We start from the raw sequence: 24960 nt of genomic DNA on the forward strand, positions 1-24960 counted from the left end.
GAAGCGACTGTGGCAGCCTGCCGCAGCCGTCGCTCCCGGTAGAGGTGATGCAGGTCAAAACACCCCGGATTCTAGCGCAGGCACGTGACAGACTGAAACATGGCCATTGGTGAAAACTCATAGTGGAGTTTGACGGGTGTCGAATTTTGCACGACTTGAGCGGGTCGCAATCCCCCCGGCGCGTGTGGCGGAGTCGCTGTGCGTCGGAGCGGCCGAGAGCTGGCAAGTCGAGGGGATGGGGCCGCTCGACGTGCAGGGCAGCGGCACCGTTGGCAGGCTGTTGATTGCCCACGGGGCGGGCGCTGGGCAGGGGTCGGAATTCATGCGGACGCTGCGCGATGCCCTGGCGCTGCGGGGCGTGCAGACCCTGGCCATCGAGTTCGACTACATGCAGCGCATGCAGCAGGAGGCGCGTCGGCGACCGCCGCCGCGCATCGATCGCCTGGTGGATGAACTCGCTGCCTGGTGCGACATTCTGACACACTCCAAGCTGGGGCCGCTCTGGCTGGGCGGCAAGTCCATGGGGGGGCGTGCCGCTAGCCTGCTGGCGGCACGCGACCAGGCGCCGGGCCTGATTCTCTGCGGCTACCCCTTCCATCCGCCGGGCAAGCCGGAACGCCTGCGCCTGGCCCACTGGCCGCTGCTCGGCTGTCCGACGCTGGTGGTGCAGGGCAGTCGCGACCCCTTCGGCAGTCGAGACGAGATCGAAGGCTATGCGCTGCCCGATTCGGTGGCCGTGCACCTGCTGGAAGACGGCGATCATGACTGGAAGCCGCGGCGCGCCTCGGGACATACCCAGCAAGGGCATATCGAGGCGGCGGCCACGGCGATCGCATCGTTCATGGGCGAGTGCGAAAGGCGTTGACAACCGGCGCCGGCCCTGTAGAATGCAGCGCCACGTGACCGGGGGTGGTTAGCTCAGCTGGGAGAGCACCAGCCTTACAAGCTGGGGGTCACAGGTTCGAACCCTGTACCACCCACCATCGCCGCCGAGCGGCGCCGATCACGTAGGAAACACGCAGCGGACCGGTAGTTCAGTTGGTTAGAATGCCGGCCTGTCACGCCGGAGGTCGCGGGTTCGAGTCCCGTCCGGTCCGCCACATGTTTCCGTTGCCGCAGTCGTCTTGCGGACCGGTAGTTCAGTTGGTTAGAATGCCGGCCTGTCACGCCGGAGGTCGCGGGTTCGAGTCCCGTCCGGTCCGCCACGATGGCTTGGCAATGCGGTAATAAGCAGTACGACAATTGCGTGTAGCGTGGGTGATTAGCTCAGTTGGTTAGAGCACCAGCCTCACATGCTGGGGGTCACTGGTTCGAATCCGGTATCACCCACCACGCGGACCGGTAGTTCAGTTGGTTAGAATGCCGGCCTGTCACGCCGGAGGTCGCGGGTTCGAGTCCCGTCCGGTCCGCCATCGCAGTCGTAAGAATTCCGACCCCGAGCCCACGGCTCGGGTCGTTCGTTTTGTGCCTTCTCCTGCACGTGTCTCTATGTGTCCGCCGATCCTTTGCGGCCTTCTCCCTCCTCCCCACCCTCGGTGCGGATCACGTATTTCCTGGTCCCGGCTTCGCCAAGGTGCTATGTCCTTAGCAGCTAGGCCCATAGCCGCTAAGGGGTAGGCAGGGTGCTTTCTCTTTGCGCATCGCGGCCGACTATCATACAGTTGTTTGAATTTCGTCTGTCCGACACCGTGACACGATCAGCAGGAGGTATCCGGCGTGCGCTACCCGAATCTTTTCCAACCGCTCGACCTGGGCCATCTGACGCTGCCCAATCGGGTGCTGATGGGGTCCATGCATACCAATCTGGAGGAGGCGCCCGACGGCTTTGCACGGCTGGCCGCTTTCTACGCCGAGCGGACCCGGGAGGGGGTGGGGCTGATCGTCACCGGCGGCATCGCCCCCAACCCCGAGGGCGCGGTGTTCGACGGCGCGGCGACGCTGATGCGTCCCGACCAGGTGGCCGACCATCGCGCGGTGGTCGAGGCGGTCCACGCCGAGGGGGGGCGTCTCTGCCTGCAGATTCTACATGCCGGGCGCTACGCCTATTCGCCGGCGCTGGTAGCGCCCTCGCCGATCCAGGCGCCGATCAATCCCTTCAGCCCGCGTGAACTGACCGCGGACGAGGTCGAGCAGCAGATCGATGACTATGTGCGCTGTGCGACCCTGGCCCGGGAGGCCGGCTACGACGGCGTCGAGGTCATGGGCTCGGAAGGCTATCTCATCAACCAGTTCCTGTGTCTGCGCACCAACCGACGCAGCGATGCCTGGGGTGGCCCCTTCGAGAACCGCATGCGCTTCGCCGTCGAGATCGTCTCGCGCATCCGCCAGGCGGTGGGCGAGGATTTCCTGATTATCTTCCGCCTGTCGATGATCGACCTGGTGGAGGAGGGCAGTACCTGGGAGGAGGTGGTGACCCTGGGGCGCGCCATCGAGGCCGCCGGCGCCAGCCTGATCAATACCGGCATCGGCTGGCACGAGGCCCGGGTGCCCACCATCGTCACCAGCGTCCCCCGTGCGGCCTTCACCGAAGTGACCCGGCGCATGAAGGCCGAGCTCTCCATTCCGCTGATCACCACCAATCGCATCAACATGCCGGCGGTGGCGGAGAAGGTGCTGGCCGAGGGGCATGCCGATATGGTCTCCATGGCGCGCCCCTTCCTTGCCGACCCCGCCTGGGTGAGCAAGGCGGCCGAAGGGCGCGACGAAGAGATCAATACCTGTATCGCCTGCAATCAGGCATGTCTGGATCATACCTTCCAGGGCAAGCTGACCTCCTGCCTGGTCAACCCCCTGGCCTGCCACGAAACCGAGCTCGTCATCGAGCCTGCTGAAACACCGCAGGAGGTGGCCGTGGTCGGTGGTGGGCCGGCCGGGCTGGCGGCGGCGGTCACGGCAGCCCGCCGCGGTCATCGGGTGACCCTTTTCGAGCGCACAGCGGAGCTGGGCGGCCAGTTCAACCTGGCGCGTCAGATTCCCGGCAAGGAGGAGTTCGACGAGACGCTGCGCTACTTCCGGGTGATGCTCGACAAGTACCGTGTCTCGGTGCGCCTCAACGCCGAGGCGGATGTCTATGGGCTCAAGGACTTCGACGCGGTGGTGCTGGCCAGCGGGGTTCGCCCGCGACCGCTGGAGCTGCCTGGCAGCGATCACCCCAAGGTCATGAGCTATCCCATGGCCATCCTGCACCCCGAGCGTGTCGGGCGGCGGGTGGCGATCATCGGCGCCGGTGGCATCGGCTTCGACGTGGCCGAGCTGCTGACCCATGTGGGGCACCCGGCGCTGGACACCCAGGCCTGGTGTGCCGAATGGGGCGTGGATCTGAGTGTAGCCGGGCGGGGCGGTATCACCGAGCCCCAGCGTCCGGACACGCCGCGCCAGGTCACCCTGCTGCAGCGCAAACGCTCCAAGCCCGGCAAGGGGCTTGGCAAGACCACTGGCTGGGTGCACCGTGCGTCGCTCAAGCACCGTGGGGTCGAGACACTGGCCGGCTGCGAGTATATGGGCATCGATGATGAGGGCCTGCACATTCGCCTCGACGGCGAACCGCGGCTGCTGGCGGTGGACAGCGTGGTGGTCTGCGCCGGCCAGGAGCCGGTGCGCGATCTGCTCGAGCCGTTACGCTCGGCCGGCGTGGCGGTGCACCTGATCGGCGGCGCCGACGAGGCCGCCGAGCTGGACGCCAAGCGTGCCATCGAGCAGGGCACCCGGGTGGCGGCTGGTCTATGACCGGCGGCTGCCTCAGTTCAAGGCGACCGACATCGAGCCCGAGAGCACTAGCGCGATGAGTTCGGCCTGGCGATGGGTGTCGGTCTTCTGGAACAGGTTGCGCAGGTGAAAGGCAACCGTGGTGCTCGATACCGACATCTGCTCGGCGATCTCGTCGCTGCGCAGCCCCTCCGCCAGGGCCAGCGCGATCCGCGCCTCGGTGGGGGTCAGCCCGAACAGGCTGGCGAGCACCGTCTGGGGGACGCGGGCCCGCTTTTCAGGATCCGCGAGCAGAATGACGGCGGCCGGCTCCTGGGCAAGGCCGCCGACGTCGCCCAGCGAGCAGGCCAGCACTAGCAGGGCGCGTCGCTTTCCTGGGCGGGCCAAGCGCAGGCAGTTCACGGCCTCCCGACCGGCATCGCTGGCCGACAGCGTGGCGCGTATCGTCTGGCGCAGTGCCTGGCTGTCGGTACCGCTGCTGATCGACAGGCCGTGCGTGACCTCGAGTCCCTCGACTTCTCCGGCCAGCTGTCGAGCGGCGCGATTGGCATATAGCAGCTGGCCGTCTGGGCCCAGCAGCACCATGCCCGGAGCCACCAGGTCCAGGGCTCGCGTAGCGGCGGAAAATGCCTGGCTGCTGGCTTCATGGCGAAGGTCGGTCATCGCCTGGCGCAGCTCGTCGATCTCCCGTGAGGCCTTGCGACGCATGCGCCGCACCTGGCGCAGGCGAGCCTCCAGGGTGGCCAGCATCAGATCGAAATCGATCGGCTTGACCAGGTAGTCGTCGGCGCCCAGCCGCTTGCCATCAATGACATCGCGAGGGTCGGAGAGCGCGGTCAGGAACACGAAGGGCATGTCGGCGAGGTCGGGGCGGGTATCGCGAATCTCGCGCAGCACCTCATAGCCGTTACGCCCGGGCATGTTGATATCGCACAGGATCAGGTCCGGTGCCACGGCGTGAATCTGGCCCACGGCCTCCTCGCCGTCGGCGGCTTCGATTACCGCATAGCCGGCATCGCGCAGCTCGTCACGGATATGGCCGCGCAGCTCAGCGTGATCTTCGGCGAGCAGTACCAGCGGCGTGTCATGGGTGAGGGGCGTCTCGCTCATGGTGTGGCCTCCCTGTCGTCGAGCGGTAGTGTCAGCGTCATGGTGGTGCCGGCGTTCTCCCTCGAGTGCACGCTGATTTCGCCATGCTGGAGCCGGGCTAACTGGCGGGCGATGTGCAGTCCCAGCCCGATACCCTGGGACGAGGTGGCGTTGCGCGCCCGGAAGTAGCGCTCGAACAGCTGGGGCAGGTCCTGCTCGGCAATGCCGATCCCGGCGTCGATGATACAACATTCGGCTTTTCCGCCGTGTCGGGCCAGATGGACCTTGACCGTCGTCTCCTCGGGCGAATACTTCAGGGCGTTGGCGATCAGGTTGGCCAGTATCTGCTCGGTCAGCGAACGGTCGCAGCGCACGGCGAGCTGCGCGACACCTTCCAGGTCGATGCACCGTTGGCCGGAGGCCTCCTGCTGCAGCCGGCAGACCTGCTCGGCAATGCGGCGCAGATCGTGGCGGGCCGGGGTGACGGTTACCTGGCCGCCATCCAGCCGCGCCGTGGTCAGCGAGTTGTCGACCAGGCGCGTCATCTGGCCCACGGCATCACGAACCCGGCCGTAACGCGCCTGCCGCTCCTCTGGCGACATCCGTTCGCCGCGTCGGATCAGGCGCTGCAGGCCGGCGTCGATCACCGCCAGGGGCGTGCGAAATTGATGCGACACCATGGCGGCGAAGCTGCGATAAAACTCGCTGAGCGCTCGCTCTTGATCCAGTGAGCGTTCCAACTGCTGGGCCATCAGACGCTGACGTATCGCACCAATCAGCAGGGTGGCAAGCAGCAGTCCGCTGAGCAGGATGCCCACCACCGAGGCAATCACCTGCAGCAGGCTGCTGCGGTGGCGATCCAGTCGCTCGCCGGTGTTTTCCCACTCTTCGATCATCACCGCATTGGCGATGCGGTTGAGGGATATCATCATCGGCTTGAGCCGCGTGTAGATGGCATCGGCCGCCTCGAGACGACCCGGCTGGACGTCATCGAGCAGCGGTTCCACGGCCTGGAGCTGCTCGAAAGCCTCGTCCACCGCCTCGGCGAAGCCAATCTCGGCGAGGTAGCGGCGCTGGGGGCCTTCATCGAGTAGAACCAGTCGACTGGCCAGGACGTCATGGCGCAGCGTGGGGTGTGCCTGCTCGTCGCCGAGCACTCGCCGGTGGACCTCCTCGTCGAGTCGGTGGCTGGCGACCTGGGCCTGGGTGATGACCCACAGCATGTTCTCGCTGACATTGCTGCGCATGTCCTGCTCCACCTGAAACAGGCGCAACAACGAAAAGCCGAGAAAGGCAGCGAAGGCGACCACGGCAACCATCGGCAGCAGGTAAGGCGGTCGATGTCGCAGCCAGGACCTCATTGAATCTCCAGATGCTCCAGCTGCCAGACCCAGCGGTAGTCATAGCGGATATCCTGCAGGGCCGTGTGGTCGTCGCGGGGATAGACGATCCACAGCGGCCCTTTGTCGCGTGGGGTTAGCTCTTCGCCGTCCATGTGGGTAGCCACCACGACATCGAAATCACGAAAGTCATCCAGCGGAATGTCGACGACATAGTCGTTGAGCGCCGTCGCCACGGCGGTGTCACCTTCGGCACCGACCCATTCCAGCAGGTCGCGCATCAAAAATCCCTCGAAGCGGTTGACGCCGTCGGTAACGACGGTCGAGGTATCGAGCCGCTGGCGTGGGAGCTCGGTCAGCAGAGCGCGATCGAAATGGGCTTCGTCACCGACATTGGTGCGCGCGATCTCCCCGCTGACGCGCAGCAGTGGGGGACTATCGGGAACCGGTAGGGCCGCGGCGGACGCTTGGGCAGCCAGCAGTCCGCAGACAACACCCGTGAGTATGGCGTGGTAGCGTTTTAGCATGGTGGTCTCCTCGGCAATGCGATCGGGTCGTGCACACCATAGCCAATATCGTGCCTCCTATCTTCCGACCGGCAGACTGGGTTGTCCCCGTTCAAACGAATGGGGGAAGTCTGATATGAATCCACTAGGCTTGATCATGCAGAATGACCAGTGCATTGGGTAGAGCGGCGAGGCGGCTGGCGTCGAGTACGCTGGCCTTTCCGGTTGTTGCGCCGGCCACGCATGCGGTGGTGCCGTGGGCCCATCGATTCCATTCCGGTTGGGGGTGACATGACACCTGAGACACTTCGACAGCCCGCTGTCAAGGAGCGTGTTGTGCAGCTGGGCTATCTGCTCAAGCACACTTTCGCCCTAGTGGGCCGCGACCCGGGGATTCTCAGGCCCTGGATTCGCATGTCCGTCTACGGGGTGGTGATGGCCAGCCTATTCTTCATCAGCATGATCGCCCTGTGGGTCAACAACGGTGACATTGGTACCCCGGCGCTGCTGCTGTGCCTTGTGATGTTCGTCTACAAGTACTTCTATTATGTGCGTCAGGAGCTCCGGCAGAGCTGGCTGGTCAGCGAGGCCCTGCAAGGTCATCGGCGCACGGCGTCGGAAGCCAAGGCCAGGGTCAAGGGGTTCAAGGGGGCCAGCCGGCTCATCGCGCTGTTCGAGATGGTGTTCAACGGGGCCTTGAGCTGGGCGCTGCGTATCGGTCGCGTTGGCGTGCTGATGGCGATATTGCTGAAAGGGCTCCGTGAGGTGTGGGACCTGGTCAACCACTATCTGCTGCCCTCGGTGGTCATCGACGGCTACGGCATTCGCGAGAGCGTATCGCGCATGAAGCGACTCAAGGAGAACGTGCCCGAGACCCTGGCCGGGGTGTTCGGGATCGACGTGGCGGCTCGGGCCGTGGGCACCATCATGTTCCCGATCTACGTCCTGATGGTGCTGGTGGGCTTGCTGATCGGCATCTGGGTGGGCGATCCCCAGTCACCCTACTACCTGGGGGACCCCTGGCGGGCACGGCGATGGCCGGTGCCGGGCCGCTGCCGGACACCCTGCCCATCACGGCCCTGCCCATTCTGATCGCCCTGTGGATCGCCAAGCTGTTCAGCGTGGTGCTGGAGCGCATGGCCGCCTCGGTCAAGGTGATCTACTTCTCGATCTTTTACATGCGGATAACCCACGCCGATGACATCGTCCCGGAGATCCGCGGCGAGCTGGAAGCCTATCTGCGCATGGAGGCCGAAGACCCCGAGCCGGTGGCGTCGCCAGGCAGCCAGGGGAGCCCGTAACCACTTATGCCACATATAGCAGGCTCCGGACGGACGCATAAAAGCACGGCAAGAGGAGGTATCGACAATGTTTTACTGGCGCCACGCCGTCATGTCCCGTTGCCCGTCGGCCTGCCGCGCGCTTGTGCTGGGCATATCGGCATTGCTGCCGGCCCTGGCACTGGGCGGTGGCTCGGCCGACTGGGCAGCCGCCGAGATGCAGCATGAGTTCGAGCTGGAGTCGAGCGTCGAGCAGTTGGCGTTCTCCTCCGATGGCGCCCTTCTGGCGAGCGGCAGCGAGTCGTCCCTGAAGGTGTGGGAGACGGCCACCGGCAGGCTGAAACAGCAGCTGGATGGCCATCGCTCTCCGGAAGTGGACTGGCCGCTCCCGGTCACTGGCCTGGCCTTCAGCCCCGATGGCAGCGTTCTGGCGAGCACCAGCTGGAACCCCGGCGTGATCCCCAAGGCGTCGCTCAAGCTTTGGGACCCGGACACGGGGGAGGCGCTGCACGCCCTGGCGGGTAGCCAGGGGTGTCGCGAGGTCGCCTTTACGGCCGATGGAGAGAGCGTCTGGGCCGCCTGCGGCCGGGACGTTCAGCGTTACTCTCTGGAGACGGGCGAGCTGCTGGAGCGGGCAGAGCGCTTTCCCGGTGAGCTGCTGCCTCCGGGGGATGCCGAGGCGGCGGCGCCTGAGCTGCCCATGCCCCGGCAGGGACCGCCAACCGCCCTTGCCGTGAGCGAGGAGGGCACCCGCCTGGCCTGGGCCGGCCAGCCGCCGACTTATCCCTCCCCAATTCTGCGCATTTGGCAGGCCGCAGCGACTGCCGATGTCGCCGCTGTGGATCAGAGCAGCGGGGACGAAGCGGACTATCTCGTCCTCGACCTGCCCGGAGAGACTACCGCGCGCGATCCCGTGACCCTGGCCCGGAAGCACTACAGCCGGGAGCTGCCCAACCCCGTGACCGAGGAGCAGATCGAGCAGTGGATGCTGGACTCGGGGGAGGTGCGCGTGATGCTCACCCTGAGCAACCTGAAGGACGATGCCTCACGGGCCTGGCGCTATCGACTCACCTTCGAGCCGCTCGAGGATGGCCGCTGGGAGCTGACTCGGGTGGAGCGCAAGCACCAGTGCCGTCGCGGGCCCACTGAGTCAGATGAGTGGACTACCGAGCTCTGCTATTAACGAGCATGGCGGCGCCTCGATAGGGGGTGGCGGCCGACACACCATGTCCGGCCCAGATGGCTGGCCTCACGCCCCCGTTCGAATGAAGGGGGCCGTGAGGCTGAGACACGTCTAGGCTGTTGCTATCTGTGTATCTTTTCATGCGATAGGGGGACCCATGTGGGACTTTCGGATCGGTCAGTCGCTAGGACTGATGGCCAAGACACTGCCCTTCATTCTTTTCCGCCTGGCCGTCTATTTCGGCGTGGCCTTGGCCTATGTGCTGATGACCGGCGTCGGTGCCGGCGTCGGCTGGGGGATCGGCGGCTTCGGTGACGAGGGTTTTCGTGCCGCCTCCACCTTCTGGGGCGGCGTCGTAGGCTTCGGCATCGTCGGCGCCATCATGTACGTGCTGCGCGAGTACCTGCTCTATATGGTCAAGGCCGGCCATATCGCCGTACTGGTGGAGCTGCTCGACAAGCAGCCGCTGCCCGAAGGACGGGGCCAGATCGACCATGCCGCCACCGTGGTCAAGGAGCGCTTCGGTCAGGCCAGCCTGCTGTTCGGTGTCGACCAGCTGATCAAAGGGGTATTGAAGACCCTGACCGGGCTGGCTCGCGGCGTGTTTCGTCTGCTGCCGATTCCCGGGGCCCGCCAGTTCGTTCGGTTGATCGAGATGTTCCTGCGCATTGCCGTGGGCTTCATCGACGAGGTGATCCTGGCCTACTGCATTCGCACCCGCTCCGACAATGCCTGGGCCTCCTCCCGTGAGGCGCTGGTGCTCTATGGGCAGAACTACAAGCCGATGCTCAAGAACGCCGCCTGGCTGGCGCTGATCGTCTACGGACTCTCCTTTGTCGTGTTCCTGGTGATGCTGGCACCGGCCGCCCTGGTGGCCTACCTGATCCCCGGCGGCTGGTCGGCGACCGGTGTGATCGTGGCGCTGCTGTTCGCCTGGAGCGTCAAAGTGGCGCTGCTCGAGCCCTTCGCCATCACCTGCCTGATGCAGGCCTATTTCAAGACCATTGAAGGCCAGCAGCCCGACCCGGAGTGGGAGGCCAAGCTCGATGGCATGTCGAAGCCGTTTCGCAAACTCAAGGAGCGCGCCAAGGAGGCCGGTGGCCAGCAGAAGGATGCCGTTTCCACCGGCAGCGCCGGGTGATGAAAGCCGAGCTGGCGTTTCAGGCAGCTGGAGAGGACGAGGTAAGCCTGTCTGGGGACCTCGAGGGGCTCGAATTCGAGCAGTGAGTTATCTTGATCTCAATACCAACAAATGGGGAAGCAGACCATGGGAATCCTTCGTAGCCGGTTGGGCGTTGCCGCCCTGGGGGCGGCACTGCTTTGGCCGATGGCCGTCCAGGCCCAGGACGAGGTCATCGAGCAGATAGAGTTGGGGCTCGAGCTCTATCAGGAAGAGGAGTACGGTGCGGCCATCACCGAGCTGGAATTTGCCATCAACGATATCCGCAAGCTGATGTCGGGGCGAATCGGCGCGACTTTCCCCGATGCGCCGGATGGCTGGACGGCTGGGGAGGTGGAGTCGGCCGGCGGCGGTGCGGCGGCCATGCTGGGCGGTGCGGGCGGCACCATGCTGCAGCGTCAGTATCGTGAGCAGGACGGCAATGCCCAGCTCGAGGCCTCCCTGATGATCGACAATCCGATGGTGCAGGGCATGGCGGCGATGTTCAGCAACCCGGCACTGATTGCCGCGCAGCCCAACATGGAGCGAGTGCGCCTGGGCCGCGAGTCGGCCATCGTCAAGTGGGAGCCCGATCGCTCCCGGGTCGAGGCGACCCTACTACTCGATGGTCGCATTCTCATGCAGGTGAAGGGCCAGAACCTCGCCTCCCAGGACGTCGCGGTGGAGCTGCTGAGCGCCTGGGACCTGGCGGCCGTGCGTGAGCAGGCCGCGCGCTGATCCCTCCTGGTTGACCCGAAACCGGCCCGACGAACCGGCGTGACGGCCCCCTGACCCGGGGCCGTTACGCTTCCTTGGGTACGTCGAAGGGCCTAAGCCAAGCGTCCTTGCAGCGTTTAATGGCTCTCCTGCTGCTGATCGAACCCTGCCTGCTCCCCGCGTTCTCATGGGTACATGTTCCTTGCGTTGATAGCTCGCAGACCGCCATTGGCTGATGCTGTCTAGGCTGATGGGTAACCCACGGAGGCCATGCGGTGTCTCGATGGCTGAAGGGGCGGGCAAACAGGAGGCTTCGATGAGCATCTTCGATCATGTGCAGAATCGCTACGAACGGGTCCGGCAGGAGGAAATGAGCCTGCAGGAGTACCTGGAGCTGTGTCGCGAGGATCCCATGGCCTATGCCAGCGCCGCCGAGCGCATGCTCAAGGCCATCGGCGAGCCCGAGGTGATCGACACGGCGAAGGATTCGCGGCTCTCGAGGATCTTCTCCAACAAGGTGATCCGTCGCTACCCGGCTTTTTCCGAGTTCTACGGCATGGAGGAGGCCATCGAGCAGATCGTGGCCTACTTCCGTCATGCTGCCCAGGGGTTGGAGGAGCGCAAGCAGATCCTCTACCTGCTGGGGCCGGTCGGGGGGGCAAGTCGTCCCTCGCCGAGCGTCTCAAGCTGCTGATGGAGCGCATTCCCTTCTATGCCATCAAGGGCTCGCCGGTCTTCGAGTCGCCGCTGGGACTCTTCTCCCCCGAGGAGGACGGTGAGCTGCTCGAGAAGGAGTTCCATATTCCGAGTCGCTACCTGAAGAGCGTGATGTCGCCCTGGGCGGCCAAGCGGCTTCAGGAATACGGTGGCGACATCTCCCAGTTCCGGGTGGTCAGGCTTTACCCCTCGCGGCTCAATCAGATCGCTATCTCCAAGACCGAGCCGGGCGATGAGAACAACCAGGATATCTCCTCCCTGGTGGGCAAGGTCGACATCCGCCAGCTCGAGCTCTACTCCCAGGACGATCCCGACGCCTACAGTTTCTCCGGTGGGCTGTGCAAGGCCAACCAGGGGCTGATGGAGTTCATCGAGATGTTCAAGGCACCGATCAAGGTGCTGCATCCGCTGCTGACCGCGACCCAGGAGGGCAACTACAACCCCACCGAGGGCATGGGGGCGATTCCCTTCGAAGGCGTGGTGCTGGCCCACTCCAACGAAAGCGAGTGGCAGACCTTCCGTAACAACCGCAACAACGAGGCCTTCCTCGACCGGGTCTATATCGTCAAGGTGCCCTACTGCCTGCGGGTCACCGAGGAGATCAAGATCTACCAGAAGCTGCTCGAGCACTCCTCGCTCAACCAGGCACCTTGTGCGCCGGATACCCTGCGGATGCTGGCCCAGTTCTCGGTGCTCTCGCGGCTCAAGGAACCGGAGAACTCCAGCATCTATTCCAAGATGCGCGTCTATGACGGTGAGAACCTCAAAGATACCGATCCCAAGGCCAAGTCGATCCAGGAGTATCGCGATGCGGCGGGGGTCGACGAGGGGATGGACGGGCTCTCCACCCGTTTCGCCTTCAAGATCCTCTCCAAGGTGTTCAACTTCGACAATCACGAGGTGGCCGCCAACCCGGTGCACCTGCTCTATGTCCTTGAGCAGCGTCTCGAGCAGGAGCAGCTGCCGCGTGAGACCTTCGAGCGCTACCTCCGCTTTATCAAGGAGTTCCTGGCACCGCGCTACGTGGACTTCATCGGCAAGGAGATTCAGACCGCCTATCTCGAGTCCTACTCCGAGTACGGCCAGAATATCTTCGACCGCTATGTTACCTACGCTGATTTCTGGATTCAGGATCAGGAGTACCGCGATCCCGAGACCGGCGAGCTGTTCAACCGCCAGGCCCTCAACGAGGAGCTGGAAAAGATCGAGAAGCCGGCCGGCATCTCCAATCCCAAGGACTTCCGCCACGAGGTGGTCAACTTCGTGCTGCGGGCGCGTGCCCAGAACAACGGCATGAACCCCAGCTGGCAGTCCTACGAGAAGCTGCGCGGTGTGATCGAGCACAAGATGTTCGCTAACACCGAGGAGCTGCTGCCGGTGATCTCCTTCAACGCCAAGGCGTCCACGGCGGATCAGAAGAAGCACGAGGACTTCGTGGCACGCATGAAGGATCGTGGTTACACCGAAAAGCAGGTGCGGCTGCTGTCCGAGTGGTACCTGCGGGTGCGCAAATCGCAGTAACGGCCGCGAAGGCGGGAGGTCTGCATGACCTATTTCATCGATCGACGCGCTAATGCCAAGCACAAGAGTGCGGTCAACCGGCAGCGCTTCCTCGATCGCTACCGGACCCATATCAAGCGCTCCGTGGAGGAGGCGGTCAACCGCCGCTCGATCACCGACATGGAGCGCGGTGAGAAGGTGTCGATCCCCACCCGCGACATCTCCGAGCCGGTGTTTCAGCACGGGCCCGGCGGTAAACGCACCATCGTGGCGCCGGGCAACAAGGAGTTTGTCGAAGGGGACCGGCTGCGCCGGCCGGGTGGCGGGGGAGGCGGTGGAGGCGCCGGCGAGGGTAGCGCCTCCAACCAGGGCGAGGGCATGGACGAGTTCGCCTTCACCCTCTCCCGGGAGGAATTCCTCGACTTTGTCTTCGATGGTCTGGAGCTCCCCATCTGGAGCGCAAGTCGCTGGTGGATCTCGATGAGGTGCGCCCGGTGCGCGCCGGTGTCTCCAAGGAGGGGGTGCCGGCGCGGATCAATATCGTGCGCTCCATGCGTGAGGCCCAGGCACGACGGATCGCCATGCGCGCGCCGATCCGTCGCGCTCTGCGGGAGGCCCGCGAGGCGCTGGCGGAGGAGGAGCGCAAGGACCCGGTGCTGCGCAACCCCTCGCGTATCGCCGAGCTGAAGGAGGAGATCGAACGCCTGGAGCGGCGCCTGGAGGCGGTGCCCTTCATCGACACCTATGATCTGCGCTACAACAACCTGATCAATCAGCCTCAGCCCTCGAGCAAGGCGGTGATGTTCTGCGTGATGGACGTCTCGGGTCGATGACCCAGGGGCACAAGGATATCGCCAAGCGCTTTTTCCTGCTGCTCTACCTCTTTCTGGAGCGTAACTACGAGAAGGTGGAGCTGGTGTTCGTGCGCCACCATACCGCGGCCAAGGAGGTCGACGAAGAGGAGTTCTTCTACTCCCGGGAGACCGGTGGGACCATCGTCTCCAGCGCGCTGACCCTGGTCGACGAGATCATCGAGAAACGCTACCCCCGGGGCAGTGGAATCTCTACGTGGCCCAGGCTTCCGACGGCGACAACTGGGACGACGATTCGGTGAACTGTCGCGAGCTGCTGATGAAATCGCTGATGCCGCGGCTGCAGTACTTCACCTACGTGGAGATCACGCCCATGCCCACCAGGCGCTATGGGAGGAGTATGAGACGGTGGCCGCCGAGTTCTCCGATCGCTTCGCGATGCGCCAGATTGTCGAAGCCGGCGATATCTATCCCGTCTTTCGCGATCTGTTTCGGCGCCGAACCGCCACCTGATGCGGATGAGGAGGCAGCATGACCCGACGCAAGCCCATCGCTACCGGCTCTGACTGGTCGTTCGAGGTGCTGGAGGCCTACGAGCAGGAGCTGGTGCGCCTGGCCGACGAGTACCGCCTGGACACCTATCCCAACCAGATCGAAATCATCACCACCGAGCAGATGATGGACGCCTATGCCAGCGTGGGCATGCCGGTGGGCTATCACCACTGGTCCTTCGGCAAACAGTTCCTGGCGGTGGAGCAGGCCTACCGGCGTGGCCAGATGGGGCTGGCCTACGAGCTGGTGATCAACTCCGACCCTTGCATCGCCTACCTGATGGAGGAGAACACCCTGATGATGCAGGTGCTGGTGATGGCCCACGCCTGCTACGGCCACAACTCCTTCTTCAAGGGGAACTACCTGTTTCGCACCTGGACCGACGCCAGCTCGATCATTGATTACCTGGTGTTTGCGCGAAAGTACGTGGCGGAGTGCGAGGAGCGTCATGGGGTTACCGCGGTGGAGCAGCTGCTCGATGCCTGCCATGCCCTGCAGAACTATGGCGTCGACCGCTATAAGCGACCTTCACCGATCTCCGCCGAAGAGGAGATGCGGCGCCAGAAGGAGCGTGAGGAGCATCTCCAGGCCCAGGTCAACACCCTGTGGCGCACCATTCCCGGCCCGCTGACCAGCGAGACGCTTGCCGACGACCAGGACGAGGACGACCCACTTGGCCTGCGCGGCGGTGCCCGATACCCGCCCGAGCCCCAGGAGAACCTGCTCTACTTCATCGAGAAGAATGCACCGCTGCTGGCGCCCTGGCAGCGCGAGGTGGTGCGCATCGTGCGCAAGCTGGCGCAGTATTCTATCCGCAGCGCCAGACCCAGGTGATGAACGAGGGCTGGGCCTCCTTCTGGCACTATACGCTGATGAATCGACTCTTCGACGAGGGGTTGGTGGACGAAGGCTTCATGCTGGAGTTCCTGCAGTCGCATACGGCGGTGGTCAACCAGCCGCCTTTCGACAGTGCCTATTTCAGCGGCATCAACCCCTATGCCCTGGGCTTCGCCATGTTCAGCGACATCAAGCGCATGTGCGAGGCGCCCACGGACGAGGATCGCGAATGGTTCCCCGACACCGCCGGGGGCGACTGGATCGAGGCGGTACACTTTGCCATGCGCAACTTCAAGGACGAGTCCTTCATTCAGCAATACCTGTCGCCCAAGGTGATCCGCGACCTCAAGCTGTTCATGGTGGTCGACGATGACCAGGAAGAGATGCTGGAAGTGGCGGCGATCCATGACGACCGTGGCTACCGGCGCATCCGTGAGGCCCTGGCCACCCAGTATGCGCTGGCCGTTCGCGAGCCCAATATCCAGGTCTACTCGGCGGACATCCGTGGGGATCGCTCCCTGACCCTGCGCCATGTCCAGGACAGCCGGCGTCCGCTGGCACGCAGCGTCTATCCGGTGATGCGCCATCTCCACCAGCTATGGGGCTTTCCGGTCCGCCTGGAGTCGACCATGGACGACGATACCGTCGCCCGGCGCTATCAGTGGCCGCTCCCCGAAGAAGAAGCGCGTACGCACTGAGCCCTGGCGGTCATACCAGGCATGGCATATCGTCATCAAGGCAAACGAAACGACCGGGCGGGCGCCCGGTCGTTGACATGCAGATAGTGCACTCGCGACGTTGCCCTCAGGTGATGGGAGCCCAGGATTGGCACCAGCCCTGGGGCTCTACGCTGTGCTGCGGGAACAGCTGGCAGCCTTCCGTATCGGCTTCGAAGAACATGCAGTTGTCACAGACCTCGCCCTCTTCGTAGGCCGGGTGGTCGCTGGCATCGCTAGCCACCTCGACATAGTTCAAGGCCTGTGCCTGGTCGTCGTTGGGGTCCAGGCGCGGCAGCGTCTCAGCGAAGGCCTGTTTCGATAGGATGCCCGCACCCAGGGGCAGGGCGGCCAGGCCCAGCAGGCTGTTGCGCATGAAGTCACGGCGGCTCTGATTGCCCATGGAGTCTCCTTATCGTCACGGTCTGAGTTATCGGCCATGATAGCCCTATTGGCGGGTATCATGGAGTCGACGGTAGTCGTCCGTCTGTTGCTCCGACCCGTCTCGGGGCGTTGAGTTCGAAGCGACGCGCCGAACGCTGAAGGAAGCGGCTGGGACGAGCGCCCAGGCGATCGACAGACACAGACAAGGGAGGGGAGATGGCAATCTTTACGCGACTGGACTCGTCGCTGGGCGAGCTGCTGATCGAGGCCGACGAGCACCAGGGGATCACGCGGCTGACCCTCGATGCCGAGGGGCTGGCGGACCCCACCGATGCGCGCCGTGATGACGAGGCGCTGGAGGAAGTGCGCGAGCAGCTGCTGGCCTACCTGGCGGGGCGGCGTCGCAGCTTTAGTCTGCCGCTGGCGCCGGGCGGCAGCGATTTTCAGCGCCAGGTATGGTCGGCGCTGCAGCGCATTCCCTACGGGGAGACCTGCACCTACGGCGAATTGGCCAGGCGGCTGGGACGCGAGGGAGCGGCCCGGGCGATCGGCGCCGCCAACGGCGCCGATCCCCTGCCGCTGCTGATTCCCTGCCATCGGGTGGTGGCGGCCGGTGGGCTGGGAGGGTACAGCGGAGGGCTCGAACTCAAGCGCCGCCTGCTCGCTCTGGAGGGATTGGATACGGCTTGCTTCTAAGGGCGTGCCGGACGCCAAGGCGGTTGATTTTCCGTTTGAATGAGCGTTAATCGCAAGTGAGCATAGGGTAGATAAGGCGGAAATTAAGTACAAAGTCTAAATCAGTCGGCGCGTCATGTGACGGCTGAACGATGTAAGGTGGATAGACCTTATGCGCTGAACGTCCTGCGGTGATTCAAGGGGGCAATGTGCTCAAGTATGCTGTCAGCCTGACTGTCATGATGGCTGCCATCTGGCTACTGCTGTCCGGTTACTGGACACATCCGATTCTTGTGCCGCTAGGCGCTGCATCGGTCGCCCTCACCGTTTATCTTGCATACCGCATGCGAATTCTGGATCGAGAAGGGCATCCCATCCACCTGATGCTCCCCGTTATCCAGTATCTTCCCTGGCTGTTCAAGGAGGTCGTGAAGGCCAATCTGGTGGTGGCCATTCATATCGTGAGAGGGCGCAAGAGCCTGAGTCCGCGCATTAGCCGCCTGGATGCCACCCAAAAAACCGATCTGGGTAGGGTCTTTCTCGCCAACTCCATCACGCTGACGCCGGGCACGGTGGCCGTCTATGTTCGTGAACAGGAGGTGTGGTTCTACGCCTTGACCGAGGAGCTGGAGCAGGGCGTGCTGAGCGGTGAAATGGATCGGCGAGTGACGCAACTCGAGGGGAAATCCTGATGCTGGTTGTCATCGCGCTGGCCGTTCTTGTCAGCATAGGCTGCGCACTGACCCGCGCCTATCTGGGCCCTACGCTCTTCGACCGGCTCCTGGCAGTGAATGTCGTGGGTAGCCTGACGGTACTGCTCATTGCCCTGCTTGGCTTCATCGTCGGCCGTCCTGAGTTCATCGACATCGCCATCGTCTACGCGCTGCTCAATTACATCGGCGTCGTGGCCGTCCTGCGCTTCTTCGAGTCCGGCCGCTTCGGCGCAGCGGGCAGCCGCGATGAGGAGGAGACATCATGAGCCTGTTACTGGATCTGCTCAGCGGGCTCATGCTGGTCAGCGGCGCCATACTGGTGGTCATCAGCGGCGTCGGCCTGCTGCGTTTTCCCGATTTCTACTCCCGTATTCAGGCCGCCGGGATGACCGATACCCTCTGCATGATCCTGATTCTCGGTGGCTTGATGCTCCAGGCCGACTCCTTCGGGGTCGCGGCCAAGCTGCTGTTCACCCTGGTGTTCCTGTTTTTTACCGCGCCTGCCGCCAGCCATGCCCTGACCAAGACGGCGCGCCAGCGCAAGCTCTCTCCCTGGCGGTCTGACAAGGAGGGTGAGTCATCGCAGCCCTGATCGACCTGGTACTGCTGGCCTTCATGGCACTGGTAGCGATTGCCGTGGTGAGGATTCGCAACCTCTTCGCGGTGATCATGCTCACGGGCATCTACAGCCTGCTGGCGGCTTCGTTGTTCGTGATGCTCGATGCCGTGGATGTGGCGCTGACAGAAGCCGCCGTGGGGGCAGGGATCATGATCATCCTCATGCTGGCCGCTCTGGCACTCACCACCAGCGAAGAGAAGGTACGCATCACGCGGCAGAACGCCCTGGCCCTGGTCGTGGTCATCATCACCGGCGCGGCGCTCATCTACGGCACCCTGGACATGCCACAGGTCGGTGATCCCCAGGCGCCTGCTCATATCCATCTGGCGCCCTATTTCACCCAGCAGTCGGTGGAGGAGATCGGCATCCCCAATATGGTGGCCTCGGTGCTGGCCAGCTATCGAGCGCTGGATACCCTGGGGGAGGCCGTGGTCGTGCTCACCGCCGCGGTGGCGGTGCTGCTGGTGATCGGCAGCGGTCGGGCCCGACAGCGCAAGCGCCGCCGGAAGAGGGCGGGCAGCAGGGAGGGCGGCGCGTGAGACATCACATCGTGCTGCGGATCGTCACCAAGATCATGATTCCGCTGATCGTGATCTATGCGCTCTACATCCAGTTTCATGGCGAGTACAGCCCTGGAGGCGGCTTCCAGGCAGGCATCATCTTTTCCGCTGGTTTCATCATCTTCAGCCTGATCTTCGGGCTGGACATGGCTCAGGAGGCCATCCCCCCCGAGGTGGCCCGGTTTCTGGCGGCGCTTGGCGTGCTGCTCTATATCGGCATTGGCCTCGCCGGCATTCTGCTGGGCGGCCAGTTTCTCGAGTACAAGGTGCTGCTGGCGAACGACCAGGCAGGCGAAACCCTTGGGATCATCGGCATCGAACTGGGCGTAGGCATCACCGTGGCCGCCGTTGCCCTTACCCTGTTCTATGCCTTTGCCGGCAGGGAGCGGGAGTAATGGAGTGGATCGGGTTCTATAACTACTGGGTGGTGGTGGTGCTCATGATGGTGGGATTCTACATCGTCATCGCCCAGGGCAATCTGATCAAGAAGATCGTCGGCCTGAATATCTTTCAGACCTCCGTGTTCATCTTCTTCATCAGCCTGGCCAAGCTGGATGGCGGCACCGCACCGGTTTACCTGGAAGGGGTCAGCGACTATTCCAACCCTCTTCCCCATGTGCTCATCCTGACCGCCATCGTGGTGGGCGTGGCCCTGACCGCCGTCGGTCTTGCCCTGGTGGTGCGTATCCATGAGCTCTACGGCACCATCGAGGAGGACGAAATCCACGCTCAGGACGAGGCCCAGTGATGGGGCTTCTTGAGCATCATTTGCCGGCGTTTCAGGTCATCGTGCCCATGCTGGCGGCCCCGCTGGTGATGCTCATGGCCCGCTCGCCGCGGGCGGCCTGGGCGACCGCGACCCTGACCAGCTGGCTCACTCTAACGATTTCCCTGCTGCTGCTGCTCCGTGTTCAGGCCGAAGGCGTCGTCGCCTACCATATGGGCGGCTGGCTGCCGCCGGTGGGAATCGAGTACCGGGTGGACTCGGTCAATATTCTGGTGCTGCTGGTGATCAGCTTCATCAGCGCGGTGGTCATGCCCTTCGCGCGGCTCAGCGCGGCCAGTGAGGTCCGCGAAGACAAGCACGGCTTCTTCTATGCCGCCTTCCTGCTGGCTAACTGCGGGCTGCTGGGCATCGCCATTACCGGTGATGCCTTCAATATCTTCGTCTTCTTCGAGATTGCCGCGCTGGCGTCTTACTCCCTCATTGCCACGGGGCGCGAGCGCCAGGCCGTGATGGCGTCCTATCAGTACCTGATGATGGGAACGATCGGCACCACTTTCCTGCTCATCGGCATCGGCTTTCTTTATATCATGACCGGCACCCTGAACCTGGTGGACCTGGCCGACAGGCTGCCGGAGGTCAACGACACCAGAACGGTGCGTGCCGCTCAGGCCTTCATCGTGGTGGGCATCTCGCTGAAGCTGGCCCTCTTTCCGCTTCACCTTTGGCTGCCCAACGCCTACGCCTACGCCCCCTCCATGGTCACCGTGTTCCTCTCCGCCACGGCAACCAAGGTGGCCATCTATGTGCTGATGCGCTTCATCTTCGGCGTGTTCGGCTATGAGCTGAGCTTTGATGAGCTTGAAATGAACCTGCTGCTGATGCCGCTGGCGATGCTCGGCATCCTGATACCCTCGATCGTGGCCATCTTCCATACCAACGTGAAGCGCATGTTTGCCTACTCCAGCGTGGCGCAGGTGGGCTATATCATTCTGGGCATCAGCTTCGCCAGCACCCTGGGGCTGATGGCCTCGGTGCTGCACCTCTTCAATCATGCGATCACCAAGGCGGCACTCTTCATGGCGCTGGGCTGCATCGCCTACCGGCTCGGCGGTGTGTCCCTCGCTCATATGACGGGGGCGGGGCAGCGGATGCCCTGGACCATGACGGCCTTCATCATTGCCGGGCTGTCGCTGATCGGCGTCCCGCTGACGGCCGGCTTCGTCACTAAATGGCATTTGATTCTTGCCGCCCTGGACGGCGGGCTCTGGCCCATCGCCGTCTTCCTGTTGGGCACCTCGGTGCTGGCCCTGCTCTATGTCTGGCGGGTGGTGGAGGTGGCGTTCTTCCACGCACCGCTGAGGCGAATGGCGGTGAGAGAAGCGCCGCTGTCGCTGCTCCTTCCTACCTGGTTTCTCACCCTGGCCTGCCTCTATTTCGGTATCGAGACATCCCTGCCGGTGGGCCTGGCCGAGCATGCCGCCGAGGCATTGATGGGAGGCTACCGGTGAGTGTGTTCTCGTTCATCGACGCCTCCGTGGCGATTCCGCTTACTCTGGCCATTCCGGCCCTCGGGGCGGGGGTGATTGCACTGAGCGGCCGCCACCCAAATCTTCGTGATGGCCTGATGGTGGCCATCGCCGCGCTGCTGTTCACCGCGGTGCTGCAGCTCTTGCCGGCCGTGCTGGCGGGCGAGCGGCCCGCCGTGACGCTGATCGAACTGCTGCCGGGGCTGAGCATGGCCTTCGAGGTCGAGCCGCTCGGCATGGTCTTCGCGCTGGTGGCCTCCAGCCTCTGGATCATCACCTCGCTCTACGCCATCGGCTACATGCGCGGCGCCAACGAGAGCAAGCAGACGCGCTTTCATGCCTGTTTCGCGGTCGCCCTGTTCTCGGTGATGGGCATTGCCTTTGCCGAGAACATGTTCACGCTTTTCATTTTCTACGAGGTGCTGACGCTCTCTACCTATCCGCTGGTGGCCCACAAGGGCAACCGAGAAGCCCAGCAGGGGGCGCGGACCTACCTGGGGCTGCTGCTCGGCACCTCCATCGGCTTCCAGCTGGTGGCGATCGTCGCCACCTGGTGGCTGACCGGTTCCCTGAGCTTTACCGACGGCGGGATCATGGAGGGGCGCGTGGGCCACGGCCTGGGGGCGCTGTTGCTGCTGCTCTACATCTATGGCATCGGCAAGGCCGCGCTGATGCCCTTTCATCGCTGGCTGCCCGCTGCCATGGTGGCGCCTACCCCCGTATCCGCGCTGCTGCACGCCGTGGCGGTGGTCAAGGCCGGGGTCTTCACCGTGCTCAAGGTGAGCACCTACATCTTCGGGCAGGATTACCTCCGCGAGCTGTGGAGTGCGGATCTGCTGATGTCTATCGCCGCCTTTTCCCTGCTGGCGGCATCGCTGGTGGCCATCCAGAAGGACAATCTCAAGGCGCGGCTGGCTTACTCCACGGTCAGTCAGCTCTCCTACATCACGCTGGGGGCGATGCTGGCCCACGAGCTGGCGGCCATTGGCGGCGGCATGCATATCGTCATGCACGCCTTCGGCAAGATTACGCTGTTCTTCTGTGCTGGCGCCATTTACGTGGCCAGCAAGAAGACCCATGTCAGCGAGATGGACGGCCTCGGGCGACGCATGCCCTTCACCATGGGCGCCTTCCTGCTCGGGGCCCTGGCGGTCATCGGCGTCCCCCCATGGGGGGGCTGTGGAGCAAGTGGCATCTGGTGCTGGGGGCGGCCGACAGCGGGCAGCTGCTTATGGTCCTGGTGATCATGCTGAGCACGTTGCTCAATATCGCCTATCTGCTCACGCCGGTCGTGAGGGCGTTCTCATGCCGCCAAAGCAGGCGACGGAGGGGCACGGTGGTATCCGGGAGGCGCCGCTGCTGTGCGTGGTGCCGCTGTGCCTCACGGCGCTGGGCGGCATGGCGCTGTTCCTGGCGGCGGACCCGCTGCGCGCCATGCTGGCCGGGCTGTTCGTCAACTGATTCGGATCCACGGGGGGAACATGCTCGTCAAGCTGCTCGACCGACTGGTACGCCATGCCAACTGGCTGAAACGGGGAGTGCTGGCCGCCATGGCGGGGCTGGTGATCGCCGATCTGCTGATCCCTACCGGCTATGACCGCTTCGCCTGGGAGGCGTGGGGCGGATTCGGCGCGCTGTTCGGGGCGCTGGCCTGCCTGATCCTCATTGGTCTGGCCAAGGCGCTGGGCCTGGGGCTGGTCTATCGCCGGGAGGCCTATTACGACCAGGAGCTGGCCCCCTACCGGGCGCTCGACGAGGTCGACGAAAAGCCTGACAGCGCCGACCCCTCGTGAGCCGGGCCGTGGTGTTACGTCCTATGCCCGAGTGCCGTCAGTTTCCGGACATCGCCTAGCCGACCATTGAGAGAGCAGCCGTTATGCATGAGTGGTTCGCGATCAACTGGCCTATCATCGAGTGGCTCTCGCCTTCCCTGGTGCTGATCCTGGGGGGGCTGCTGGTTTCGGTGTTGCGCGGAGTGGCGCAGAAGCTGATGCTGCTGGCCGCGCCCACGCTGGCCCTTTTCGCCGTGCTCGGCAGCGCGCCGGGAACTCACGGCAGCCTTGAATTCCTCGCCATGCCGCTGACCCTGGGGCGGGTGGACGCGCTGAGCCTGGTGTTTGCTCATGTGTTCGCCATCATGGCCCTGTTAGGCGCCATCTATGCCCTGCATGTGCGCGACACCATCCAGCACGTGGCCGGCTTGCTCTATGCCGGCTCGGCCATGGGCGTGGTGTTTGCCGGCGACCTGGTCACGCTGTATGTGTTCTGGGAGCTGATGATGCTCTCCTCGGTCTGGCTGATCTGGCGCAATCGCCGGGCCGCCTCGCTGGCGGCCGGTTTTCGCTATCTGCTGGTGCACGCGGTGAGCGGCGTGCTGCTGCTGGCCGGCATCGTGATCTATGTCACTCACACCGGGAGCCTGAGTTTCGACGACATCGAGGCCGGGAGTCCCGCCTTCTGGCTGATTCTGCTCGGCTTCATGATCAATGCCGCGGTGCCGCCCCTGCACGCCTGGCTCACCGATGCCTATCCGGAAACTACGGTGACCGGGGCGGTGTTCCTGTGTGCCTTTACCACCAAGACGGCGGTCTACACCCTGATTCGGGGATTTCCCGAGGCCGAGGTGCTGGTCTGGCTGGGGGCGCTCATGACCCTCTGGGGGGTCACCTATGCGGTGCTGGCCAACAACATCCGTCGGCTGCTCGCCTATCACATCGTCAGCCAGGTCGGTTTCATGGTGGCCGGCATCGGTCTTGGTACCGCCATGGCGCTGAACGGCGCCGCGGCCCATGCCTACACCCATATCCTCTACAAGGCGCTGTTGTTCATGAGCGCCGGGGCCATCATCCAGATGACCGGACGCGCGAAGCTGACCGAGCTGGGTGGGCTGTACCGCTACATGCCGGTGACCTTCGTGTTCTACATGATCGCCGCCTTCTCGATTTCCGCGCTGCCGCTGACCAGTGGCTTCGTCAGCAAGACGATGATCCTCGAGGCCTATGCCGACCGTCAGGCGGCGCTTGTCTGGCTGGTCCTCTCGCTGGCATCGGCCGGTACCTTCCTGAGCGTGGGTCTCAAGCTGCCCTGGTTCGCTTTCCTAGGGCGCGACAGCGGGCTACGTCCCCGCGAGGCGCCGACCAACATGCTGGTCGCCATGGGGATCGCGGCGTTCTTCTGCCTCTTCATCGGCGTCTATCCGCAGTGGCTTTACCACATGCTTCCGCATCAGCCGGTGGGCTACAACGCCTATACGCTGGCCCATGTGTTCTGGGATCTGCAGCTGCTCTCGTTCGTCGGCCTGGTCTTCTTCGTCCTGCTGAGATTCATGGCGCCCAAGGACAGGGTCACCCTCGACACGGACTGGTTCTATCGCGTGGCGGCGCCCGCGCCGTTGGCCTGGTCCACCGCCACGGCACCATCGCCTGGCGCAGCCTGCTCGCGGCCCTGCGCTGGCCCTTGCGCCGCATCGTCGTTCAGGCCATGCGCTACCACGGACCGAGGGGGGTTCTGGCGCGCACCTGGCCGACCGGCAGCATGGTGCTCTGGGTGGCCGTGTTGCTGACCGCCTCGCTGCTGCTCTACTACATCTGATCGGTGGCCGGGCGAAGCATCGGTCGGGGAGGCGCGGCAATTCAGCTTGGCT

General features: G+C 64.1%; 23 protein-coding genes, 5 tRNA genes and 3 pseudogenes. 27 read left to right on the forward strand and 4 right to left on the reverse strand.

Annotation, left to right across the window (positions count from 1 at the left end; translation table 11 throughout):
- Window positions 1–136: 136 nt before the first annotated feature.
- From ACSJDS_RS05660 to ACSJDS_RS05690, 7 genes are all read left to right on the forward strand, one after another.
- A complete protein-coding gene (locus ACSJDS_RS05660) occupies window positions 137–865 on the forward strand; it encodes an alpha/beta family hydrolase (RefSeq protein ID WP_473032427.1) in 729 nt (242 codons plus the stop codon).
- Window positions 866–907: 42 nt separating this feature from the next.
- Window positions 908–983: transfer RNA gene (locus tag ACSJDS_RS05665), tRNA-Val, on the forward strand.
- Window positions 984–1023: 40 nt separating this feature from the next.
- Window positions 1024–1100: transfer RNA gene (locus tag ACSJDS_RS05670), tRNA-Asp, on the forward strand.
- Between the two features lie 28 nt (window positions 1101–1128).
- Window positions 1129–1205, forward strand: a tRNA-Asp gene (locus tag ACSJDS_RS05675).
- Between the two features lie 50 nt (window positions 1206–1255).
- Window positions 1256–1332: transfer RNA gene (locus ACSJDS_RS05680), tRNA-Val, on the forward strand.
- 3 nt (window positions 1333–1335) lie between these two features.
- Window positions 1336–1412: transfer RNA gene (locus tag ACSJDS_RS05685), tRNA-Asp, on the forward strand.
- Window positions 1413–1716: 304 nt separating this feature from the next.
- Window positions 1717–3726 carry an FAD-dependent oxidoreductase gene (locus ACSJDS_RS05690; protein ID WP_473032428.1) on the forward strand — a complete coding sequence of 670 codons (2010 nt, stop codon included), beginning with the start codon at window positions 1717–1719 and terminating at the stop codon, window positions 3724–3726.
- Window positions 3727–3738: 12 nt separating this feature from the next.
- Here ACSJDS_RS05690 and ACSJDS_RS05695 read toward each other — a convergent pair whose 3' ends face one another.
- The 3 genes from ACSJDS_RS05695 to ACSJDS_RS05705 are packed head-to-tail and all read right to left on the reverse strand — an operon-like array spanning window position 3739 to window position 6661.
- Entirely contained in the window at window positions 3739–4815 is a 1077-nt protein-coding gene (locus ACSJDS_RS05695; protein WP_473032429.1) for a response regulator, read from the reverse strand.
- Complete coding sequence (locus tag ACSJDS_RS05700; RefSeq protein ID WP_473032430.1) at window positions 4812–6155, reverse strand: sensor histidine kinase; 1344 nt, start codon at window positions 6153–6155, stop codon at window positions 4812–4814. The genes ACSJDS_RS05695 and ACSJDS_RS05700 overlap by 4 nt, the downstream gene beginning before the upstream one ends.
- The gene (locus tag ACSJDS_RS05705; protein ID WP_473032431.1) at window positions 6152–6661 is read right to left on the reverse strand and encodes a putative pterin-binding protein; all 510 of its coding nucleotides are present in this window, start codon (window positions 6659–6661) and stop codon (window positions 6152–6154) included. The genes ACSJDS_RS05700 and ACSJDS_RS05705 overlap by 4 nt, the downstream gene beginning before the upstream one ends.
- A 315-nt stretch (window positions 6662–6976) precedes the next feature.
- On the opposite strand from ACSJDS_RS05705, the gene ACSJDS_RS05710 reads away from it, so the two are divergent.
- The 8 genes and pseudogenes from ACSJDS_RS05710 to ACSJDS_RS05745 all read left to right on the forward strand — a co-directional run bounded on the left by ACSJDS_RS05710 (window position 6977) and on the right by ACSJDS_RS05745 (window position 16095).
- Complete coding sequence (locus ACSJDS_RS05710; RefSeq protein ID WP_473032432.1) at window positions 6977–7732, forward strand: hypothetical protein; 756 nt, start codon at window positions 6977–6979, stop codon at window positions 7730–7732.
- Entirely contained in the window at window positions 7675–7941 is a 267-nt protein-coding gene (locus ACSJDS_RS05715; protein ID WP_473032433.1) for a hypothetical protein, read from the forward strand. The genes ACSJDS_RS05710 and ACSJDS_RS05715 overlap by 58 nt, the downstream gene beginning before the upstream one ends.
- 67 nt (window positions 7942–8008) lie before the next feature.
- Complete coding sequence (locus tag ACSJDS_RS05720) at window positions 8009–9103, forward strand: WD40 repeat domain-containing protein (protein ID WP_473032434.1); 1095 nt, start codon at window positions 8009–8011, stop codon at window positions 9101–9103.
- A 157-nt stretch (window positions 9104–9260) separates the two neighbouring features.
- Complete coding sequence (locus tag ACSJDS_RS05725; protein WP_473032436.1) at window positions 9261–10244, forward strand: hypothetical protein; 984 nt, start codon at window positions 9261–9263, stop codon at window positions 10242–10244.
- Window positions 10245–10370: 126 nt separating this feature from the next.
- Entirely contained in the window at window positions 10371–11000 is a 630-nt protein-coding gene (locus ACSJDS_RS05730) for a hypothetical protein (RefSeq protein WP_473032437.1), read from the forward strand.
- Between the two features lie 295 nt (window positions 11001–11295).
- Window positions 11296–13217 (forward strand): annotated as a pseudogene (locus tag ACSJDS_RS05735) (PrkA family serine protein kinase).
- Between the two features lie 24 nt (window positions 13218–13241).
- Window positions 13242–14521, forward strand: a pseudogene (locus ACSJDS_RS05740) (YeaH/YhbH family protein).
- 18 nt (window positions 14522–14539) lie between these two features.
- Window positions 14540–16095 (forward strand): annotated as a pseudogene (locus ACSJDS_RS05745) (SpoVR family protein).
- Window positions 16096–16201: 106 nt separating this feature from the next.
- Here ACSJDS_RS05745 and ACSJDS_RS05750 read toward each other — a convergent pair.
- Complete coding sequence (locus ACSJDS_RS05750) at window positions 16202–16516, reverse strand: high-potential iron-sulfur protein (RefSeq protein WP_473032438.1); 315 nt, start codon at window positions 16514–16516, stop codon at window positions 16202–16204.
- A gap of 197 nt (window positions 16517–16713) precedes the next feature.
- On the opposite strand from ACSJDS_RS05750, the gene ACSJDS_RS05755 reads away from it, so the two are divergent.
- The 12 genes from ACSJDS_RS05755 (at window position 16714) to ACSJDS_RS05810 (ending at window position 24879) form a co-directional block, all read left to right on the forward strand.
- Window positions 16714–17193, forward strand: coding sequence for a methylated-DNA--[protein]-cysteine S-methyltransferase (locus ACSJDS_RS05755; protein ID WP_473032439.1), 480 nt, complete (start codon window positions 16714–16716; stop codon window positions 17191–17193).
- Window positions 17194–17381: 188 nt separating this feature from the next.
- A complete protein-coding gene (locus ACSJDS_RS05760) occupies window positions 17382–17864 on the forward strand; it encodes a Na+/H+ antiporter subunit E (protein WP_473032440.1) in 483 nt (160 codons plus the stop codon).
- Complete coding sequence (locus tag ACSJDS_RS05765; RefSeq protein WP_473032441.1) at window positions 17864–18151, forward strand: MrpF/PhaF family protein; 288 nt, start codon at window positions 17864–17866, stop codon at window positions 18149–18151. The genes ACSJDS_RS05760 and ACSJDS_RS05765 overlap by 1 nt, the downstream gene beginning before the upstream one ends.
- On the forward strand, window positions 18148–18477 hold the full coding sequence (mnhG, locus tag ACSJDS_RS05770) for a monovalent cation/H(+) antiporter subunit G (protein ID WP_473032442.1): 330 nt from the start codon (window positions 18148–18150) through the stop codon (window positions 18475–18477). The genes ACSJDS_RS05765 and mnhG overlap by 4 nt, the downstream gene beginning before the upstream one ends.
- A gap of 23 nt (window positions 18478–18500) precedes the next feature.
- A complete protein-coding gene (locus ACSJDS_RS05775; protein WP_473032443.1) occupies window positions 18501–19043 on the forward strand; it encodes a DUF4040 domain-containing protein in 543 nt (180 codons plus the stop codon).
- Window positions 19040–19459: a Na(+)/H(+) antiporter subunit B gene (locus ACSJDS_RS05780; protein ID WP_473032444.1), complete on the forward strand. Its 420-nt coding sequence runs from the start codon at window positions 19040–19042 to the stop codon at window positions 19457–19459. Before ACSJDS_RS05775 ends, ACSJDS_RS05780 begins: the two co-directional genes overlap by 4 nt.
- On the forward strand, window positions 19459–19812 hold the full coding sequence (locus ACSJDS_RS05785) for a cation:proton antiporter subunit C (protein WP_473032445.1): 354 nt from the start codon (window positions 19459–19461) through the stop codon (window positions 19810–19812). The genes ACSJDS_RS05780 and ACSJDS_RS05785 overlap by 1 nt, the downstream gene beginning before the upstream one ends.
- On the forward strand, window positions 19812–21299 hold the full coding sequence (locus ACSJDS_RS05790; protein WP_473032446.1) for a monovalent cation/H+ antiporter subunit D family protein: 1488 nt from the start codon (window positions 19812–19814) through the stop codon (window positions 21297–21299). The genes ACSJDS_RS05785 and ACSJDS_RS05790 overlap by 1 nt, the downstream gene beginning before the upstream one ends.
- Entirely contained in the window at window positions 21296–22561 is a 1266-nt protein-coding gene (locus tag ACSJDS_RS05795; RefSeq protein ID WP_473032447.1) for a proton-conducting transporter transmembrane domain-containing protein, read from the forward strand. Before ACSJDS_RS05790 ends, ACSJDS_RS05795 begins: the two co-directional genes overlap by 4 nt.
- A gap of 61 nt (window positions 22562–22622) precedes the next feature.
- Window positions 22623–22778, forward strand: coding sequence for a hypothetical protein (locus ACSJDS_RS05800; RefSeq protein ID WP_473032448.1), 156 nt, complete (start codon window positions 22623–22625; stop codon window positions 22776–22778).
- A 20-nt stretch (window positions 22779–22798) separates the two neighbouring features.
- Window positions 22799–23110, forward strand: a complete 312-nt coding sequence (locus ACSJDS_RS05805; RefSeq protein WP_473032449.1) for a hypothetical protein — start codon at window positions 22799–22801, stop codon at window positions 23108–23110.
- A gap of 83 nt (window positions 23111–23193) precedes the next feature.
- A complete protein-coding gene (locus ACSJDS_RS05810; RefSeq protein WP_473032450.1) occupies window positions 23194–24879 on the forward strand; it encodes a Na(+)/H(+) antiporter subunit D in 1686 nt (561 codons plus the stop codon).
- Window positions 24880–24960 lie beyond the last annotated feature (81 nt).

This window comes from Halomonas sp. SL18_1, assembly GCF_055755715.1.